Raw genomic sequence first — 17437 nt, 5'->3', positions numbered from 1 at the left:
TCAAGCGTCGGTTTGTTTTCCTCGCAGGCCAACCACTTCTTTTCTCAGTCTTTTATCCTCGCCCCTTCTTCGCCTACGTATGCGTTATGCCTTTTAGTCCATTGAAGGCGACGGCTTTCTCCGAAATACTGCACGTCACCCTGACTCGATACCCAAAGCCAATGAATAAATTGCCCATCTGCCTCTTGCTGACCGCCATGTCGCCTATTGCCGCCTGCGGAGAAAAAGCGGCGTCGCCAGAACCAGAAATCTATCTATTGCCTGATAATTTTGTGGGTAAGTTTTATATCCTGTTTAACACGCCTGCTGGAGAGCCTCTCAGACATGAGAAGGGAAGACGGGTTTATGAGATTCCTCCATCAGGCGTTTTGCTAACCCAAGGGGAACTTAACGAAGGTTGGATAGCCGCAGAAGACGTAAAATATTACTACGTCGGGGAAGACGGCCAGCGCGTAGAAATTAAAGGCAGATGGACAACGAGCCTGGATGATACGCCAGAAAACAGAAACGATCCTGAGCTAACAATTTTTGGCGGCGGCGCAGGAGTTTATTCAGATCCAAGCATTCCCTGCGATGTGACATATCAGTATTACTATGTCGGGATGAAAGCAGACGCGCTGGAAGGAAAAAATCAGTTCGGATTAGAAGAGTATTTGCATAAGCACTCATTCCAGTGCCCGATGAAATAACTTCATCAGGCAAGCCTTTCACGCTTGACGCCAACAACGGCCAAGCGGCGGCTTGCTTTTAGTCCATTGAAGACGACCACCTTCTCCAAAATACTGCATGTCACCCAGTATCGATACCCAAAGCTAATGAATAAATTACCTCTCTGTCTCTTGCTGACTGCCATGTCGCTTATTGCCGCCTGCGGAGAAAAAGCGGCTCCGCCAGAACCAGAAATCTATCTACTGCCTGATAAATTTGTGGGTAAGTTTTATATCCTGTTTAACACGCCTGCTGGAGAGCCTGTCAGGCATGAGAAAGAGAGTCGGGTTTATGAAATTCCCCCATCAGGCGTTTTGCTAAGCCAAGGGGAACTTAACGAAGGTTGGATAGCCGCAGAAGACATAAAATATTACTACGTCGAGGAAGACGGCCAGCGCGTAGAAATTAAAGGAAGATGGACAGCGAGCCTGCATGATACGCCCGAAAATAGAAACGATCCTGAGCTTACAATTTTTGGCGGCGGCGTTGGGGTTATTTCAGACGCAAGCATTCCCTGCAGCGTGACATACCAGTCTTACTATGTCGGGTTAAAAGTAGACGCGCTGGAAGGGAAAAATCAGTTCGGATTAGAAGAGTATTTGGATAAACACCCATTCCAGTGCCCATAGTATTTTCTTCTTTCAATGCGATCTGGGAAACCAGGGTCTTAGAGAAACGTAGGTTGGATAAGCAACGCGCCATCCAACGCCCCGTTTTTCACAACCGCCAACTTAATACTGACTTGGAAACGGATCAGTGGCTATTCAGCAGCGTTGGAAGGCGCTTCGCTTTTCCAACCTACATTTTTTCGAGCTACTCCTTTTTCCCGACCGACTTAAGAAAGCGCCGCGCCTCTAATCGGCCCCTTCAGAGGGTCGTTTCATCTTGCCTAATCCGTCTTAAAAAAGTAACAAGCTGTCTTGCAACCCATTGAATATTAGTAAAATTTAACAAAAGCTTTATATTTTTACTTTATTTAATCCAGGTCATTTTCTGGTACAGTAACCGCCTTTTGCAGTACCCATCCCCAGTTACGTTCCGAAACCAGGGATTAATTTATACATTCACAGCGAGGTGAAAACGTGAAAGCAAAATGGTTATTGGCGGGTTTGTGTTGCATCAGCAGCTCTGTATTCGCAAGCTGGCAGCTGAACAACGAAGAATCTAAGTTAAGCTTTGTCTCCATCAAGGCCACCGACGTGGCGGAAGTGCACCACTTCGGTCAGTTGAGCGGCAGCATCAGCGACGCGGGCGACGCCGTACTGGAAATCGACCTGAACAGCGTGGCCACCAGCATCGACATCCGTAATGAGCGGATGAAGAAAGAGCTTTTCCAGACCGGACAGTTCCCGAAAGCGACCTACAGCGTAAAACTCGATCCTGAGCTGCTGAAAAAAGTCACTCCCGGCGCGTCTATCATCACCAGCATTGACGGTTCTCTGGAACTGCACGATGTGAAGAAAGAAGTGAAAGCCGAAGTCGTGATCAATCGCGTCTCCGACAAGCAGGTCGTGGTTTCCACGCTGCAGCCGCTGGTTATCAACGCGGCGGATTTTGCTCTGAAAGACGGCGTCATGAAGCTGAAGGATCTCGCCAAGTTGCCTTCCATCAGCATTTCCGTTCCCGTCACCTTCAATTTGACGTTTGACGCCAAATAAGGCGGCCGCATCCCCCGCCCAGGCGGGGGATCACGCTTTCTGCGTTTATTCGGCCACGCCGTAACACCCCTTCCTAATTCAGATTCTTAAAGTCGATTTTGATTTTATCGTCATCGGAGCCTCCACAACCGTCGGAAAAGTACCAGACGTCGCCTTTGCGCCGGTTCATTTCCCCTGCCACCAGTTCAAAGCAACCGCCTCCCTGCACTTTAACGAAACGGCGCCCGGCGCTGTCCTGAAAGCTCTCCACGGCGTCAGGCGGGTATTCCCCCTCCTGGTTATAGATTTTGGCGTCCGTGAGCGCCTGATCCAGACGGCGGTTAAAACGTTTTGGCGTCGCCTCATCGTCATCAGCCGTCGCATTGTCGCGGACGTATCCCAGGGCGCTATCCAGCAGCCTTTTCTTTGGTGGTTCTTCGGCTGGGACGTCCTGCACTCTCAGGGTCGTCACGACAGGCTTCTTTTGCTGTGTGTCCGGTGTCGGCGGCGTCTCAGGTTCAGTGGTGGGCGTTGGCGCTTTAGCGACGCTCTGCTTAGGCTCGGCGGGCTTCGTTGGCGGCGGTTTAGGGCTTGGCGGAGGCGCGGTCGCTGGCGGCGCGGGCTCGGATTCCGCCAGCGGCGTATCGTTCGSGGGAGTCTCCGGCTCAGCCAAGGGCTCTACAGGGGCCTGCGGACGACTTGTGGAAAAATTCAGCTGGACGCTGATTGTGGAGGTTTGCGCTCGCGGAGCCGGTGATTTTTCCAGCGAAGGTAATAACAAAAACCCCAAATGCGCCAGTGCGGAACTCAGCGTCGCCGCCCAAAACAGCCTGCTGCGCCGGTTTTCTGATCGATTAGGGCATGCTTCCGCATCCGCGTTGTTGAAGTTTGCAATTTCCACTTAAGCGTCGCGATCTCACCTGATATCCTTCCGCCGCGCATTTAAGCACTTTTTCGGGGCGCGACTCAATTGCGCGCAACGCCCTTTTATTCCCGACCGAAGGATAAGTTGGAACCAACGCATTTTATGATCACGAATAATCCTAAAATCAAAGCCTTGCTGAATATCGGCCCTCCCAAAGATTTCGACTGGCCGGACTACGTGGCGCAGTACGGTTTTAACCAGGATGACATCCCCGAACTTATCCAGGTTTTGACGGATGAGAGCCTTAATCTCGAAGACGAAAACAGCAGCCTGTCATGGGCTCCGTTGCACGCCTGTCGTACGCTGGGGCAGTTACAGGCGGAACGCGCCGTTATGCCTTTGCTGCACAGTTTCGACTTTCTCTACATTCAGGACTGGGCCCTGTCGGAAATTCATCGCGCCTTCGCCATGATCGGTCCCGTGGCCATCGCGCCGCTGGCGAGGAAGCTGCAGGAGCCCGCCGAAGACGAGTTGATTCCCGCACTGGCGATCAAGGCGCTGGCGGCTATCGCCGTCGCGCAACCGGCGCACAAAGATCAGGTGGTGGAGATTTTCCGCGAATACATGGAGTTTCCGAACCGAGCCGCCAAAGTCCTCAACGGCATATTGGTAGCGCGCCTGCTGGAGCTGAACGCCACTCAAGCCATCGACGGCATCCGCCGGTTATATGCGCACAACTGCGTGGACCTGATCTGCGGCGGCGATCTGGAGGATGCGGAAATCAGCCTGGGCTTCCGCAAAGAGCGATCCACGCCCCGACTCAGCATCGAAGAGCTGCTGGACCTGGAAGAATATGGCGCGCAACGCCAACAGGAAGAGCCCGAACCGCCACCGCTTCCCATCAATCGCAAAATCGGCCGCAATGATCCCTGCGTATGCGGCAGCGGCCATAAATACAAAAAGTGTTGTGGGGTGAGTTAAGCAATTCTCTTGCTATCGGCCTGACTGATCATAGATGTCAGGCCGTCATACGCTCCGCCACGCACAGCTCCATAATGCGCCACTGCACTTTCTCGATGTGCTCGTAGAAGTCTTCGATCTCATCACCCGACAAGGTTTCTGAATGGAACAGGTCAACCGTTTTTTCCTGAGGAAAGCCGAGCAGGTTATACACTCCGCTTTCATGAATTGTCTCAGCCATAAATCGCGATAAACGCCTGCGGTCCCAGCCCTCAAAGTCTTCCTCCAGCTCCAGATCCTCCGTCGCCTCCTCGCATTCATAGAGAAAATCATCCCAAAACCTGACGCCTTCCTCGCTCATCACAGACTTCATCAACGCCAGCTTCTCCTGTAGCGCCGCTTTATTGCTGGAGACGGACGCCATATCACAGGCGTTCATAGCGCTTATTTCCGCTGCGGTTTTTAAAAAAACATCTTTATCGTTCATCACTTTATCTCTCTGCAATACATCCACGAGCATGAGCTGGCCAAAACCTAGAGGGTTATCTCAAGTGCTCCTTCGGCCATTGTTCCTCCAGACCTATCTCAATCACTTTGCTCGGCGTGCAAGCGTTAAAAGCCAGCAGGACATACAAGCTTGCGCTGCAGGAGGCGCAAGTGCTGTAACAGCATTCGAGATCCCGATGGTCATCCCCTATGGCGGTGCGGCCAGCATTCCATTCGCTAAACCTGGGGTCGGAGGCGGACCACCACGCCATTCTTTGCCCAACTTGATAGGTCCGATCGCAAAAGCGCCCTGACTCGTCCCCATCAAAGTCGGAGCACATGTGGGTTTGAGCATGAATTTTCGTTACCTGCTGGCAAGCGGGACAGCGCTCTTGCAGTTCTATCCAATTAAAAGCACCCATAGACACCCAAGTTAATTGATCACTATTAAATTTATTTAACGCTTATTTTTCATTCGCTTAGGAACTTCCTCAGAAACCCCAAGTCGAAGTTTTGCGCGCTGAGTGACGCCGTCAGGCTGACTCCACGCGCATCGTCTTTTTTTGAGTAGTAGAGGTAGTCATGATTATCAGAAGGATAGCGGAGTTTGACCAGACGGTGGCCATGTCGGGACTGACGGGACGATCTCAGGCCGCTTCGGAGGGCGCTTGCCATAACTTCACCATCAACTGGCTGAGCCTGATGTTTCAGGACAACGGCGACATTACGCGCGCCAAGCAGCGGATGGCGAAGTTAGGAGTGCGTTCCGGCGCCGGTAACCCGGTGCTGCAGAAGGCCTTTGGGGATCGCTGGGGAGAAGGCGGCAATTCCTACAAGATGGCGGACAAACTGATGATACAGATACGCGGCCTGAAAGAAGTCGCGCTTCTAAAAGACTACTCTCACTTCAGTCAGCGCTGGCTGGAAAGCGCGCTGATGACGCCGCAATACGCCGGTTACATCTATTCTTTCTGGTTTCCGATGAAGGTAGTCGGCGCCGACGGCGCGCACACGATTGGCTTCTTCCGCTCCGTTTCCGGTCGCCAGGGACAGCTCGTTCCCAATGACGCCACTATCGTCGTGTTCGATCCCAACTACGGTGAGTTTCACGTGCCGGAAGCGGAATTCCATAAGTGGTTCCGTAAATTCAGAACGTACTACGGCGGAACCGTCACCTCGCATATGGTGAAGTGCGTGGCGCCGATTTGATTTACTCGTCGACGGTCGGATCGTCGTCTTCCTGGCGGCGTCCATCCGGCCTCTTGCCGCCCCAGCGCCCGGCGACAAACCGGGTTCCCCCCTGCACCAGCTTCCCACCTAATTTCAGCGAACCGTATACAACGCCGGCGACGCCTTTGTGGGTCTCATCCACCACTCTCGCCACGGGCCGCACAATGGGTATTCTGGCCAGCACCTCATGAGGATCGCGAGCGATGGCCCGGTGCATGGATTCCACCGCGCCCACCGTTTGCAAATATCCATCCGCCAGTAAATCCACCACGCCCGCCGCCAGCCGCCCGTCTCGCCACACCGCCGCCTCAGGTGCCGCAACCGGCGTCAGTGAAATGGTTTGTCGCAACGGCTGCGCGCTTCCTTGGGACGCGTCTTCTTCACACCATTGCTGAATCTGGCGGTATACGCGATTGCAGTGCGCCAGGGGAATATGCGGCACGCCCTCGAAATGAGCGAAGCGGCTGTCCGCCGGCGCTGCGCGGGGATGGGCGCTGGTCTGGGTGACCAGACTGTCGCCGACCAGTTTGTTAATGAGACTGCCGTTTTTCGGGGACACCGAACCACTGATAAAGCAGTGTCTGGCGCCGGGATAAAAGCCGCGTCCCGGCGTCGCCGACGGCGCCGGGTCCAGCCCCTCGCGCAGGTCGCGGATGCCCTCGCTGCGGCCGTCGATCCAATCCGCCCACTGACTGATGTAATCCCGGGGAAACTCGCGCACCAATGCGCTGAAACGATGCCCCATCTGTTCAAAAGGCGAGCCCTCATGCGGAGATCCAATGTAGAAACAGCGCTTGAGTCTCGGCAACCAGGGTGCGTCGGACAGATCCGCCGATTTCTGCGCACTGCGCATCACCAGTCCGCCCATGCTGAAACCGATCAGAATGATTTCGTCAATCTCCAGCGGATAAACGGCGAACAAACGCGTCATCAACTGGGAAAAGCGCAGTCCGTTCTCCTGCACCGGCAGCCCGCTGTTGTAGCGCAAAAACAGGGGGGTGTATCCGAAGTCACGTTGCAGCCTCAAGCCATAATTATCCGGCTTGGGCTCCATAACCGCCTCGGCCTGCCGGGGTTTGATATCCCAGATGCTTTCCAGGTTGGTGAGCCCATGCAGTAGGACGACGATTTTGTTGGAAAGCACCAGCCCGGAGCGTAACGCCAGCGTCTCATCCAACGGCAATGGCCGTCGCTGATGATAGAAGTCCATCTCAATCGCCAACGGATTGCCCCGTCGCGCCAGATAATCGCCGAAGACGCCGTTCAGAGCCGCCTGCCCGAGGCCGCCCCAACGTCGCCAATCCAGAGGTTTTGTCTCTCTGTCCGCCATCGCTCTCTCCCGCCCTTCGGCATTGCGACCGCTACACGTCGGTCAAAGTCGCTCGTCCCTCGAAGTCGTCATCGTTGCCGACGCGTGCGCGAAATAATCGCACACCGCCGCCGCATCCCCACGAAAACAAATACGCTCCGCACGCTTGTTTAGTTGATAGGCGTACATAGGATCATAATAGTCTTCCAATAAACGTCTGATCCAATCCCGATGCGAAGCGGGGTCTCCCCGCCGATGCCGCGCCAGCGCCGCCTCCAGCATCTCGCTCAGTTGTTGATAGCGCAGCCCGCCCAAACGCGCGCGGATGTTGAACATTGATTGACGCAGATCGTCGGCGAAACGCTCAAAGCCTTCCTCCTCGCCCTGGCTGCGTCGCCACTCGTGCAATTTATGCAGAATATAGTTACGAAAACTGTGCTCCACTCGTTGTTCCAGCGCGACTTCAACCACCACCAGCGGCGCTTGCGCCATGGCCCGCCGCAGACACTGCGGCAATGCGCAGCGACCAATCAGATGACTTTCGTCCTCCAGCAAGAGCGGCGCGTCCGCAAAGCCGTGACGCTGGCGCAATACCGCCACCGCCAGGGCGTTTTCAAAGTCGATTTGTGAGGGCTGCCCTTCAGCACGACGGCCAAAGGCGCTACCGCGATGATGGGCCAGACGCTCCAGATCCACCGCTCCCTGAAGGCGCATAAGCAAGTCAGTCTTGCCGCCGCCGGTATGTCCCGCCAGCAGAACGAACCGGGCTTCCTGACAAATCCTTTCCAGTGACTCAATCAGAAAGCGTCGCATAGCCTTGTATCCACCCAGAATACGAGGGTACGCCACGCCGCTTTCGGCCAGCCACTGCTGACAAATACTGGAACGCAGACCACCGCGAAAACAATACAGATATCCCTGCGGATGTCGCTGCGCGAACTCCCGCCAGCCCTGCACCCGCGCCTCTTTCACCTCGCCATGCACCAGCCGGTGTCCCAACGTTATCGCCGCCTGCTGGCCATGACGCTTATAACAGCTTCCCACCTGCGCCCGCTCGTCATCGGTCATCAGCGGCAGATTAACGGCGTCGGGAAAAGCGCCTTTGTGAAACTCCACCGGAGCGCGGGTGTCGAGCAGCGGCGCGCCGGACAGGAACACATTGAGGTAGTCGTCCGTATCCTGTCTGTCACCTGATTCGGTCATTCACGCCACCTCGATGCGCGGCCCGTCGCGATAGGCCTGCAAAGTCCCTATCAGCGCAGGCGCGATGCCGGCGTCCTTCAATATGCGCTCCAGCGCGTCTCTGCCTTCAGGGGCGACAGCGATCAGCAGTCCTCCGCTGGTCTGGGGATCGCAGAGCAACAGACGTTGTTCCTCCGTCATCTCTCCCAGACGCGCGCCGTAACTATCGAAATTACGTCGCGCGCCGCCGGGAACGCAGCCTTGCTGAATGTAGTCCAACACTGGCGGCAAGCGGGGAATAGCGGCGTAATTCAATTGCGCTTTCAGTCCGGAACCTTCGCACATCTCCAGCAGGTGCCCCATCAGCCCGAACCCTGTCACGTCAGTCATCGCGCAGACTTCCGTCAAGCGCGCCGCCTCCGCGCCGACCCGGTTCAACGCGCACATTTGCTCAAGGGCCAAGTGAGCGTGTTGCGGCTGAAGTTTCTTTTGCTTTTGCGCGGTGGTCAGCACGCCGACGCCCAGTGGCTTGGTGAGATAGAGCAGACTGCCGGGGACAGCGGCGTCGTTGCGTTTGAGGTGTGCAGGTGTGGTGGAGCCGGTGACCGCCAGCCCGAAAATGGGCTCCGGCGCGTCGATGCTGTGCCCGCCCGCCAGCATGATTCCCGCTTCATGGCAGGTGTGGCGTCCGCCTTCCACCACGCGCTGGGCGATCTCCGCTGGCAGGGTATTCACCGGCCAACCGAGGATGGCCACCGCCATCAAAGGCTCGCCGCCCATGGCGTAGATATCGCTGATGGCGTTGGCGGCGGCGATGCGTCCAAAGTCGAACGGATCGTCGACGATGGGCATGAAAAAATCCGTGGTGCTGAGAATGATGCGCCCGTCGCCCAGATCATAGGCGGCGGCGTCATCTTTCGACGCATTGCCCACCAGCAGCCGGGGATCGTTGATGGGCGGCAATTGGGAAAGAAGAATACGGTCGAGAATTGCAGGAGAAATCTTACAGCCGCAGCCAGCGCCGTGACTGAATTCCGTGAGCTTGATCGATGCGTCTTGCATACGCCCCTCCGTTGACGATGGAAGGACGTATGATAGGTCTTCGCAGGCGCCTTGTCACAGCGCTGAGCGCTGCTATGCTGACTGCGTCGCGACTTCCCTGGAGACGGCGCGGGAAAGCAAAAACACACACCACCAGAAGGGCGCAATGACCAGAGCGGTGGAAAGGATATCGGCGACGCTATGATACTCCTGATACAGCATCAGCAATGCGTATCCCAGCAACCCGATCAAGGCGGCAACACGCAATCGCGGCGCGGCGGCGATCAGGCTGAGAGAGATGACGATCGCCACAGCAGAGTGCGTGCTGTAATCCATACCCAGCGCGGGCCATATATCCAGGGTGTGATCAACCCACCGCACCGTGTAGGCGATAGCCAGGCCGCCAAACAGCGTCAGCGACAATCGGCCTGCCGCCGCCCAGCGACGACGCCACAGGGTGTAACCCAACAGCATCAGCGTCACCAGACCAAGCAACGGGTTATAACTGTCGGCGATAGCGTCGAGAATTTCGTACACGAAAAAATCACTCCTTGAAGGCTGAAGGGTAAAAGGCGCATGGGTGCCTGCCCGGCGACTAGGCTATCACAGTCGCGCATCGGCAGAGTAAGTTCTGATACAGCCGGGACGTATTTACGTCAAATTTTTCCAGGTTAGTCAAAAGTCTGTATTGATCAAACAGTTACAACGAGCGATGCTGATCACAGTCGATCGCCGTCGCGGTTCTCCCCCAAGGCGGCGCCTATTCCGGTTCAAGGAGCTGAACAATGGATTACAGACATTTTGCCGTGCTGGCGGCTCTGCTGGCGCTGACAGGCTGCGACTCCGCCGCGAGCGAACACTGGCAGGGGTATGTCGAAGGCGATTCAATATTCATCGCAGCGCCCTCCGCTGGCGCGCTCACTGAGATTGCAGTGGAGGAAGGCGATCAAGTCAGCGCCGACGCCCACCTGTTCAGTATTGACGATGAGCCTCAGCGCGCAGCGGAGCAACAGGCCGAAGCGCAATTACAGCGCGCCCGCGCCGAACTGGCGGACTTGGAGAAGGGCAAACGGCCACAGGAACTGGCGGTGATCGAAGCCCAATACGAACAAGCCCAGGCCGCCGCCGAACTCTCCTCCAAACAGCTGCTGCGCACGCGCGATCTATACGCCAACAAACTGGCCAGCCGCTCCAGCCTGGACGAAGCGGAGACCGCCCACACACGTAATCTCCGCCAGATTCAGGAAATTGAAGCGCAACTGAATTCCGCCCGTCTCGCCGCCCGTTCCGACCAGTTGGAGGCGGCCAAGGCGCAAGTGGCGGCGGCGCAGGCCAGCCTGCGGGAAGCGCGCTGGAGTCTGCAGCAAAAACAACAGGCGGCGCCGACGCAGGCGCTGGTGCGGCAGGTGCTATATCGCCCGGGTGAATTTGTGCCCGCCGGACAGCCCGTGGTGGAGCTATTGCCGCCGGAGCGGATCAACGTGCGCTTTTTCGTCCCGGAAACGGCGCTGCATGCAATAAAAACCGGTGATCAGGTCAGCGTCCATTGTGACGGCTGCGGCGCGCCGTTTATGGCCACCGTGCGCTATATCAGCCCCAACGCGGAATTCACGCCACCCTATATCTACAGCAAAGACAGCCGGGACAAGTTTGTGTATCTGGTGAAAGCTTGGCCCGCCGCAGACCGGTCGCCGCAACTGCATCCGGGGCAACCCGTGGACGTAGCGCCGCCCGGGCTGAATGCGCATGAATAACCGCGAGGAGATTATCAAGGTCAAGGACATGTCGAAGTCCTTCGGCGGTAAGGTGGCGGTGGATAAGGTCAGCCTCAGTGTATACAAGGGCGATATTTTCGGCTTTCTGGGCCCCAACGGCAGCGGCAAAACCACCACCATTCGCCTGCTGTGCGGATTGCTCACGCCGGATGAGGGAGAAGGCCGCTGTCTCGGATACGACATTATCAAGGAAGCCCGTCATATCAAGCGCCAGGTCGGCTACATGACCCAGCGCTTCAGCTTTTATGAAGACCTCAGCGTGCGGGAGAATCTGGAGTTCGTCGCCCGCATGTACCATTTGCAGGAGCGCCGCAAAGCGGTGGACGAAGCGCTGGATAATCTGGGGATGAAAAGCCGCCAGACGCAACTGGCGGGGGAATTGTCCGGCGGCTGGAAACAACGACTGGCGCTGACCGCCTGTATGCTGCACAAGCCCAAGCTGTTGCTGCTGGACGAGCCTACGTCCGGGGTTGATCCGGAAGCGCGGCGGGATTTCTGGGAGGAGATCCATCGCCTGGCGGATGAAGGCGTCACCGTGCTGGTGTCCACGCACTACATGGACGAAGCCGAGCGCTGCAATCGCCTCGCTTATATTGCTTACGGCCACCTGGTGGGCGAAGGGTCGCCCCAGTCTCTGATCGCCGATTCCGGACTGGCCACCTGGCGCATTGAAAGCGCCGACATTCATCAGGTGGCGGAAAAGCTCAAGCGTATCAACGCGGTGGAACAGGTGGCGCCATTTGGAACCCGTTTGTTTGTGTCCGGCACGGACGCCCAGCAACTGGAGCAGGACCTGAGCGCGTTCGCAGAGCAGGAAGGCGTCAATCCTGAGCGCACCCAGCCACGGCTGGAAGATGTGTTTATTCAGCTGATGCGCAGCTCGGAGGAAAAGAGATGGTGACGCTCCTTTCTCCCATCCGTTTGTGGGCGGTGGTCGCCAAGGAGTTTATTCAGTTGCGCCGCGACCGGCTGACTTTCGCTATGATCATTGGCATTCCCCTGATTCAGCTCGCCCTGTTCGGTTTCGCCATCAACTCGGACCCCAAGGAGTTGCCCATGGCGGTGCGCAGTGCGGAAAGCAGCGCCTATACCCGCAGCATCATCCAGGCCATCGTCAACACCCGTTACTTCAATGTCACCGAGATTACCGACTCCGAGCAAACCGCCAACGAAATACTGGCCCGCGGCGCCGCCCAGTTCGTTATCAACATTCCCGCCGACTTTACCCGTCGCCTGTTGCGCGGAGAACGCCCAAGCCTGCTGCTGGAAGCGGACGCCACCGACCCCGCCGCTACCTCCAACGCCCTGGCGGCGATCAAACAGATTCCCAACACCGCCCTGGCTCATGACCTCAACGGTCCGCTGGCCTCCTTGCAGAGCGCAGGCGCGCCGTTTTCCATCGATATCCATCGCCGCTATAACCCTGAGGGCGTCACCCAGTACAACATCGTGCCCGGCCTGATGGGGGTGATTCTGACCATGACGATGATCATGATGACCTCCCTGGCCATCACCCGCGAGCACGAACGCGGCACCATGGAAAATCTGCTGGCCATGCCGGTGCAGCCGCTGGAGGTCATGGTCGGCAAGATCACGCCCTATATCCTGATCGGCTACATTCAGGTGCTCGTTATTCTCGCCGCAGCCCTGTGGGTGTTTCATGTGCCAATGCTGGGCTCGGCTTTACTGCTGATGCTCGGCGTGTTGCTGTTCATCCTCGCCAACCTCACCGTCGGCATCACCATTTCCAGCGTTGCGCGTAATCAGGCTCAGGCCATGCAGATGTCGTTCTTCTTTTTCATGCCGTCCATCCTGCTGTCCGGCTTTATGTTTCCGTTTCGCGGCATGCCGCAATGGGCCCAAGTTATTGGCGAAGCGCTGCCGCTGACGCATTTCCTGCGTTTTATTCGCGGCTTATTGTTGAAAGGCAATGAATGGATGGCCGCCTGGGAGCACTTATGGCCATTACTGGCCTTCACCGCAGTGATGATGGCGATTGGCTTACGCCGGTACCGGCGCACTCTGGATTAGAGATGGCGGATGCTTCCACATACCCCTTACCCGGAATTGCATTTTCGTCAGGGTGGATTATGATCGTCGGGCTCGCACCAGACCTTCAGCCCAACCAGCGCGTGGAATGCACATGTCCGAAGTAGTTTTAACCAACCTCAATCTATTCACCGTCCTGTTCGTGATCTTCTTCGCCAGCGCGAGTTTCATGTTCATGCAGATCTTTTTTCATGACGCCAAAATGGGGCTGGTTTTCCTCGCAGGACTGGTGATCGCCGGCACCGCCTCCGTCATGTTCAAGCCGTTGGCGATTCCCGCCCTGTCACTGGCCTTGATCGCCTTCGTCGCGCTGATTCTTATCAACCTGTACAAGCACTATAAAAAACCGCAGTTTTACGCTCCCGCCCTGGGCATGCTTATCAGCCTGGCGGTCGGCGGCGGAATGATTCTGGCCTTGCAACAATAAACCCGCAAAGTTGATCCGTCAGCGCGTTACGCCAAGGTGTAACGCACTTGTCGAGGTACTTTTTAACGCCCTCGCTGCGACATATTCCCACGCACAGTCTCCTTCCCAGGTCTAAGCTTGCTGTGTTCCGGCGCCACGCGCCGGAGCCCGCCCGGCGGCCGGACACGCCGCCCCTAAAAAACGGAGACAGCAAATATGGAACGAGTCAGCGGATCTCTCAGCCATTTAATTCAGTGGCTACGCCCATCACAGAAACTGACGACTTTGTTGCAAGCCAGCGCTTTCACATTCGCGACCGGTTTTGTTGGCGCGGCCTGGGCGGCTTCGCCGTGGACGGCGGTCGGCTCCACCGGGATTGTCGACGAGGCGGATGCGGCGGAGGTTAACTTTTCCAGCGGCGTCGCCCAGATCAATGGCGCTGCGCCGGCATCCAGCAGCGTTACTTTACGGTATAACGTCACCGCCATCGCCGATCTCGATAATGGCGGCGTCAACAAGCGCCTCAGCGCCCGTTTCCGCGATAACGGAAGCGACGCCAGAGTCGTGCTGTCTCTCCGCCAGTACAACTACAACACCGGCGTCACCACCACACTATTGACCCTGGACAGCAACACCCGTCCCGCCAACGCGGCCTACCAGACCCACAGCGTCAGCGACGGCTGTTGGACCACCAGCTTCGACTTCACGCAAAACGCTTACTACATCGAAGCCATCCTCAGCCGAACCAGCACCGCCGGCAGCCCCGGCCTGGCGATTCTAAGAGTGGAGGATGCGGATCTTTGTTGAGGTACAGGGAAAATTACGGGACTAAAAGCGATGAGTCTCGCCAAGGAGGGCGGGATTCAATATGACAAGAGTAAAGGATCTTATGCTTACTATTTCCTAACTTTCCCTTCAAATATCAGCGGTGGTGAAAGCAAGCGCCACCGGACTGACAATACATCTACTCCAGAGCAAAATTCAGAACATGCAGATATTTCTGACTTTCAAATACGATCACAGAATAGAAAATAAATATCAGTGACTTAACCACATATTCAACATTCTCATTTTTAAAAAATTCGCCTTTTAACAGCAACATGACAGTTACCGCCATTAAGGCATACACAAACATATCATGGCTAAGCGCGTACCCCACTATGGCAGTGATTAAGCTATATTGGCCCGCTACCCTATCAAGCTGATCAGGGGAGTATGCGGTTTCAAACCCGGGCTTTACGCCTGAGATAAAAAACGGAACAAATACACATAAAAAGTACAGAAGAACCCAGGCTATCCCTAACATGCCCGATAGCTTCTTATAATCTACATAAAATACCTTGTTCAAAATAAAAACTATCGAGAAGCTAATCAGTCCAACTATTGCAAAGCCTATTAAGAAGCAAGATACATCAGAGACAGTCACTGCAACTCCTTCCATACACCCATCAACCACATTGATTTTGAAGGCGAAGTATACCCTTTAAAGCATCGTCAAAAAGCAATCTTGCGCTATACAGATAACTCTCAGGACCGAGAGTGTTGAGGCTACACCTCTATCTGCGTTCCCAGTACTCGCAGGACTTCGTAGGTGGTGGTGAGGCCGTTGTGGACGCGGGATTTGGCGTCGTCGACGAGGGTGACGAGACCGTTGGCGACGGCGATATCGTGGAGTTCTTTACTGGAAGCGCCGCCAGCGATGTGGTGGCGCAGTTCTTCTGTCATGGTGAGGACTTCATACAGGCCAATGCGTCCTTTATAGCCGTGGTTGCATTTGTGGCAGCCGCGGCCGTGAAAGGTTTTCAGTTGCGGATCGTCGAAGAGCGGCCCCAGCAGGTAAATCTCCTCCTCATTGGGGGTGACTTCTTCCCGGCAGTGGTCGCAGATGCGCCGCACTAACCGCTGCGCAATGATGCATTCCAACGCCTGCGCCGCGACGAAAGGTTTGATGCCCAGGTCCAGCAAGCGGGCGATGGTGCCGATAGAGGAATTGGTGTGCAGGGTGGAAAACACCAGGTGTCCGGTCAGCGCCGCATGCAGCGCGACTTCCGCCGTCTCGAAGTCACGAATCTCTCCCAGCAGAATGATATCCGGGTCCTGACGTAAAATGGCGCGCAAAATAGAGGCGAAACTCAAGCCGATTTTCTCCCGCACCGACACCTGCCCGGCCATATCCAGATAAAACTCCACCGGGTCTTCAATGGTGACGTAATTCTTCTCCGTCGTGGCGTTATGCTGCAGCAGCGCATAGAGCGACGTGCTTTTGCCGCTGCCGGTGGGCCCCGTGGCGAGAATCATGCCCTGAGGTTTATTGATGGCGGCTTCCATGCGTTTGGCGTTGAGTTCCGACAGTCCCAGGTGTGTCAGGTTTTTCACGGAGGAGTTACGCTCCAGCACCCGCATTACCACTTTTTCCCCGTTCAACGTGGGCAGGGTGGAAATACGCAAATCCACCACCCGCATCGGCGTTTTCACTGTGATGCGCCCATCCTGGGGACGGCGACGTTCGGTGATGTCCAACTCAGACATCACCTTGATGCGGGAGACCAGGGACATATGCATGTTGTGCGGGATACGGATCTTGTCCTCCAGCACGCCGTCTATGCGATAACGCACAATGACCTGATTGGTGCGGGGATGGATATGGATATCGCTGGCGCCCAGACGCAACGCCTCAATGATAATCGCATTAACCAGACGCACCGCCGGCGGCTGTTCGGTCTGACTGAGCAGGTCTTCCAGCGAATCGTCATCATCGTCTTCGATGACCACTTCGATGCCTTCGAAAGGATCAACCCCCATCACCACGCTTTCCAGCTCTTTGATGGAGGTTTCCTCTTCCGCGAACAACTCGGAGAGCTTCATTTCCATTGCGCTCACCGTGGCGACTACGGGGTCAATCTGCATGCCCGTGGTAAAGCCCAGTTCATCAATCAGCTCCACGTTGAGGGGGTCCGCCATGGCCAATAACAGGCGCTTGCCGCTGACCCGGAGAGGGATGATAAGTTGCTTCTGACATAGTGACGTGGGGATCAGCGACAAAGTCGCCGGCTCAATCTGAAACTCCGCCAGCGACACCTCTTCAAAAAACATTTCCTTCTTCAGGAGCTGCACCAGCTTGCGTTCCTCAATCCATTGCTTTTCCAGCAGCAGTTTGATCACCGTCTCCTTACGGCTTTGCTGCAGCTTAAACACCTCCTGCACCTGCTGCTTGTTCAGCAGATTATGTTTATGCAGCATAATCGCCAGCTGGCTGCGATTTTGCTGCGCCAGCTTGCTGAACGCCTGCAGATCTTTTTGCTGTTTGGCGTTGGTTTTCTCAAGCTCTTTGTTCTTTTGAATGAGATCGTACTGTTCCAGCGCCAGGGCGACGGTGACGCGCAAATCATCGTCATTCCAGGGCTTGAGAATAAAGCGATAGACCGCGCCCTCGTTGATGGCGGCCATCACCGCAGTAGTGTCCGCCTGCCCGGTCAGCATGATGCGGATGGTGTCAGGAGATTGTTCCTTCACCTTGCGCAGAAGATCCGCTCCGGTCATTCCCGGCATCATATAGTCGGAAATCAATAAATGAATACGACGCTGGCTGATGATCTCCAGGGCTTCCATCGCATTTTTGGCGGTGAGAATGTCGTAGCTCTCCTTACGGAAAACCCGGCTCAACGCACTCAGTACGGCAGGCTCATCGTCCACCAGCAAAACGCTGTAGGACACTTTGGGCTTGCCTTTGTCCTCATCCTGATCGGAAGCAGAGTTATTGACGAATAGAGAAGCGAATTTCGACATAAA

The 17437-nt window shown here is 56.0% G+C and carries 20 protein-coding genes; 11 read left to right on the top strand and 9 right to left on the bottom strand.

What is annotated here, in order from left to right:
* Positions 1–161: 161 nt before the first annotated feature.
* From KP814_RS03470 to KP814_RS03460, 3 genes are all read left to right on the top strand, one after another.
* Positions 162–689 (top strand): hypothetical protein, encoded by a 528-nt coding sequence (locus tag KP814_RS03470; RefSeq protein ID WP_216735444.1) that lies wholly within the window; start codon positions 162–164, stop codon positions 687–689.
* A 24-nt stretch (positions 690–713) separates the two neighbouring features.
* A complete protein-coding gene (locus KP814_RS03465) occupies positions 714–1337 on the top strand; it encodes a hypothetical protein (RefSeq protein ID WP_253938125.1) in 624 nt (207 codons plus the stop codon).
* A 453-nt stretch (positions 1338–1790) separates the two neighbouring features.
* Entirely contained in the window at positions 1791–2366 is a 576-nt protein-coding gene (locus tag KP814_RS03460) for a YceI family protein (protein ID WP_216735443.1), read from the top strand.
* 73 nt (positions 2367–2439) lie between these two features.
* Here KP814_RS03460 and KP814_RS03455 read toward each other — a convergent pair whose 3' ends face one another.
* The gene (locus KP814_RS03455; protein ID WP_216735442.1) at positions 2440–2817 is read right to left on the bottom strand and encodes a hypothetical protein; all 378 of its coding nucleotides are present in this window, start codon (positions 2815–2817) and stop codon (positions 2440–2442) included.
* Positions 2818–2836: 19 nt separating this feature from the next.
* On the opposite strand from KP814_RS03455, the gene KP814_RS03450 reads away from it, so the two are divergent.
* Positions 2837–3250 carry a hypothetical protein gene (locus tag KP814_RS03450; RefSeq protein WP_216735441.1) on the top strand — a complete coding sequence of 138 codons (414 nt, stop codon included), beginning with the start codon at positions 2837–2839 and terminating at the stop codon, positions 3248–3250.
* 122 nt (positions 3251–3372) lie between these two features.
* Positions 3373–4191: a DUF1186 domain-containing protein gene (locus KP814_RS03445; protein ID WP_216735440.1), complete on the top strand. Its 819-nt coding sequence runs from the start codon at positions 3373–3375 to the stop codon at positions 4189–4191.
* A 37-nt stretch (positions 4192–4228) separates the two neighbouring features.
* Here the strand turns inward: KP814_RS03445 and KP814_RS03440 are convergent, their stop codons facing one another.
* Together KP814_RS03440 and KP814_RS03435 are read right to left on the bottom strand one after the other, a co-directional pair.
* A complete protein-coding gene (locus KP814_RS03440; protein WP_216735439.1) occupies positions 4229–4657 on the bottom strand; it encodes a hypothetical protein in 429 nt (142 codons plus the stop codon).
* 55 nt (positions 4658–4712) lie between these two features.
* The gene (locus KP814_RS03435; RefSeq protein WP_216735438.1) at positions 4713–4928 is read right to left on the bottom strand and encodes a hypothetical protein; all 216 of its coding nucleotides are present in this window, start codon (positions 4926–4928) and stop codon (positions 4713–4715) included.
* Between the two features lie 310 nt (positions 4929–5238).
* Here KP814_RS03435 and KP814_RS03430 point away from each other — a divergent pair, with 310 nt between their 5' ends.
* On the top strand, positions 5239–5865 hold the full coding sequence (locus KP814_RS03430; RefSeq protein WP_216735437.1) for a YopT-type cysteine protease domain-containing protein: 627 nt from the start codon (positions 5239–5241) through the stop codon (positions 5863–5865).
* Position 5866: 1 nt separating this feature from the next.
* On the opposite strand, the gene KP814_RS03425 is transcribed toward KP814_RS03430, so the two are convergent.
* The 4 genes from KP814_RS03425 to KP814_RS03410 form a co-directional block, all read right to left on the bottom strand.
* Positions 5867–7216 (bottom strand): triacylglycerol lipase, encoded by a 1350-nt coding sequence (locus tag KP814_RS03425; protein ID WP_216735436.1) that lies wholly within the window; start codon positions 7214–7216, stop codon positions 5867–5869.
* Positions 7217–7258: 42 nt separating this feature from the next.
* Positions 7259–8398 (bottom strand): tRNA 2-selenouridine(34) synthase MnmH, encoded by a 1140-nt coding sequence (gene mnmH, locus KP814_RS03420; protein WP_216735435.1) that lies wholly within the window; start codon positions 8396–8398, stop codon positions 7259–7261.
* On the bottom strand, positions 8399–9439 hold the full coding sequence (selD, locus tag KP814_RS03415; protein WP_216735434.1) for a selenide, water dikinase SelD: 1041 nt from the start codon (positions 9437–9439) through the stop codon (positions 8399–8401).
* 72 nt (positions 9440–9511) lie between these two features.
* Positions 9512–9955: a hypothetical protein gene (locus KP814_RS03410; RefSeq protein WP_216735433.1), complete on the bottom strand. Its 444-nt coding sequence runs from the start codon at positions 9953–9955 to the stop codon at positions 9512–9514.
* A 248-nt stretch (positions 9956–10203) separates the two neighbouring features.
* Between KP814_RS03410 and KP814_RS03405 the strand changes: the two genes are divergently transcribed.
* The 5 genes from KP814_RS03405 to KP814_RS03385 all read left to right on the top strand — a co-directional run bounded on the left by KP814_RS03405 (position 10204) and on the right by KP814_RS03385 (position 14455).
* The gene (locus KP814_RS03405; RefSeq protein ID WP_216735432.1) at positions 10204–11172 is read left to right on the top strand and encodes an HlyD family secretion protein; all 969 of its coding nucleotides are present in this window, start codon (positions 10204–10206) and stop codon (positions 11170–11172) included.
* Positions 11165–12094 (top strand): ABC transporter ATP-binding protein, encoded by a 930-nt coding sequence (locus KP814_RS03400; protein ID WP_216735431.1) that lies wholly within the window; start codon positions 11165–11167, stop codon positions 12092–12094. Before KP814_RS03405 ends, KP814_RS03400 begins: the two co-directional genes overlap by 8 nt.
* Complete coding sequence (locus KP814_RS03395) at positions 12088–13224, top strand: ABC transporter permease (protein ID WP_216735430.1); 1137 nt, start codon at positions 12088–12090, stop codon at positions 13222–13224. The genes KP814_RS03400 and KP814_RS03395 overlap by 7 nt, the downstream gene beginning before the upstream one ends.
* Positions 13225–13336: 112 nt before the next feature.
* Entirely contained in the window at positions 13337–13669 is a 333-nt protein-coding gene (locus KP814_RS03390; protein WP_216735429.1) for a hypothetical protein, read from the top strand.
* A gap of 195 nt (positions 13670–13864) precedes the next feature.
* Entirely contained in the window at positions 13865–14455 is a 591-nt protein-coding gene (locus tag KP814_RS03385; protein WP_216735428.1) for a hypothetical protein, read from the top strand.
* Between the two features lie 157 nt (positions 14456–14612).
* Here the strand turns inward: KP814_RS03385 and KP814_RS03380 are convergent, their stop codons facing one another.
* A complete protein-coding gene (locus tag KP814_RS03380) occupies positions 14613–15074 on the bottom strand; it encodes a hypothetical protein (RefSeq protein ID WP_216735427.1) in 462 nt (153 codons plus the stop codon).
* Positions 15075–15196: 122 nt separating this feature from the next.
* Positions 15197–17434, bottom strand: a complete 2238-nt coding sequence (locus tag KP814_RS03375; protein WP_216735426.1) for an ATPase, T2SS/T4P/T4SS family — start codon at positions 17432–17434, stop codon at positions 15197–15199.
* Between the last annotated feature and the right edge of the window lie 3 nt (positions 17435–17437).

Origin of the sequence: Hahella sp. HN01 (assembly GCF_018986435.1) — a bacterium.
Lineage (GTDB): Bacteria > Pseudomonadota > Gammaproteobacteria > Pseudomonadales > Oleiphilaceae > Hahella.
Note: the sequence above shows the minus strand (reverse complement) of the source record. Positions and strands in the feature narration are given on the sequence as shown.

Bases quoted from the DNA above. Each gene is read 5' to 3' on its own strand.
- KP814_RS03470 (WP_216735444.1), top strand. From the start codon at position 162: ATGAATAAATTGCCCATCTGCCTCTTGCTGACCGCCATGTCGCCTATT.
- KP814_RS03445 (WP_216735440.1), top strand. From the start codon at position 3,373: ATGATCACGAATAATCCTAAAATCAAAGCCTTGCTGAATATCGGCCCT.
- KP814_RS03440 (WP_216735439.1), bottom strand. From the start codon at position 4,657: ATGAACGATAAAGATGTTTTTTTAAAAACCGCAGCGGAAATAAGCGCT.
- KP814_RS03435 (WP_216735438.1), bottom strand. From the start codon at position 4,928: ATGGCGTGGTGGTCCGCCTCCGACCCCAGGTTTAGCGAATGGAATGCT.
- KP814_RS03430 (WP_216735437.1), top strand. From the start codon at position 5,239: ATGATTATCAGAAGGATAGCGGAGTTTGACCAGACGGTGGCCATGTCG.
- KP814_RS03425 (WP_216735436.1), bottom strand. From the start codon at position 7,216: ATGGCGGACAGAGAGACAAAACCTCTGGATTGGCGACGTTGGGGCGGC.
- mnmH (WP_216735435.1), bottom strand. From the start codon at position 8,398: ATGACCGAATCAGGTGACAGACAGGATACGGACGACTACCTCAATGTG.
- selD (WP_216735434.1), bottom strand. From the start codon at position 9,439: ATGCAAGACGCATCGATCAAGCTCACGGAATTCAGTCACGGCGCTGGC.
- KP814_RS03405 (WP_216735432.1), top strand. From the start codon at position 10,204: ATGGATTACAGACATTTTGCCGTGCTGGCGGCTCTGCTGGCGCTGACA.
- KP814_RS03400 (WP_216735431.1), top strand. From the start codon at position 11,165: ATGAATAACCGCGAGGAGATTATCAAGGTCAAGGACATGTCGAAGTCC.
- KP814_RS03395 (WP_216735430.1), top strand. From the start codon at position 12,088: ATGGTGACGCTCCTTTCTCCCATCCGTTTGTGGGCGGTGGTCGCCAAG.
- KP814_RS03390 (WP_216735429.1), top strand. From the start codon at position 13,337: ATGTCCGAAGTAGTTTTAACCAACCTCAATCTATTCACCGTCCTGTTC.
- KP814_RS03385 (WP_216735428.1), top strand. From the start codon at position 13,865: ATGGAACGAGTCAGCGGATCTCTCAGCCATTTAATTCAGTGGCTACGC.
- KP814_RS03375 (WP_216735426.1), bottom strand. From the start codon at position 17,434: ATGTCGAAATTCGCTTCTCTATTCGTCAATAACTCTGCTTCCGATCAG.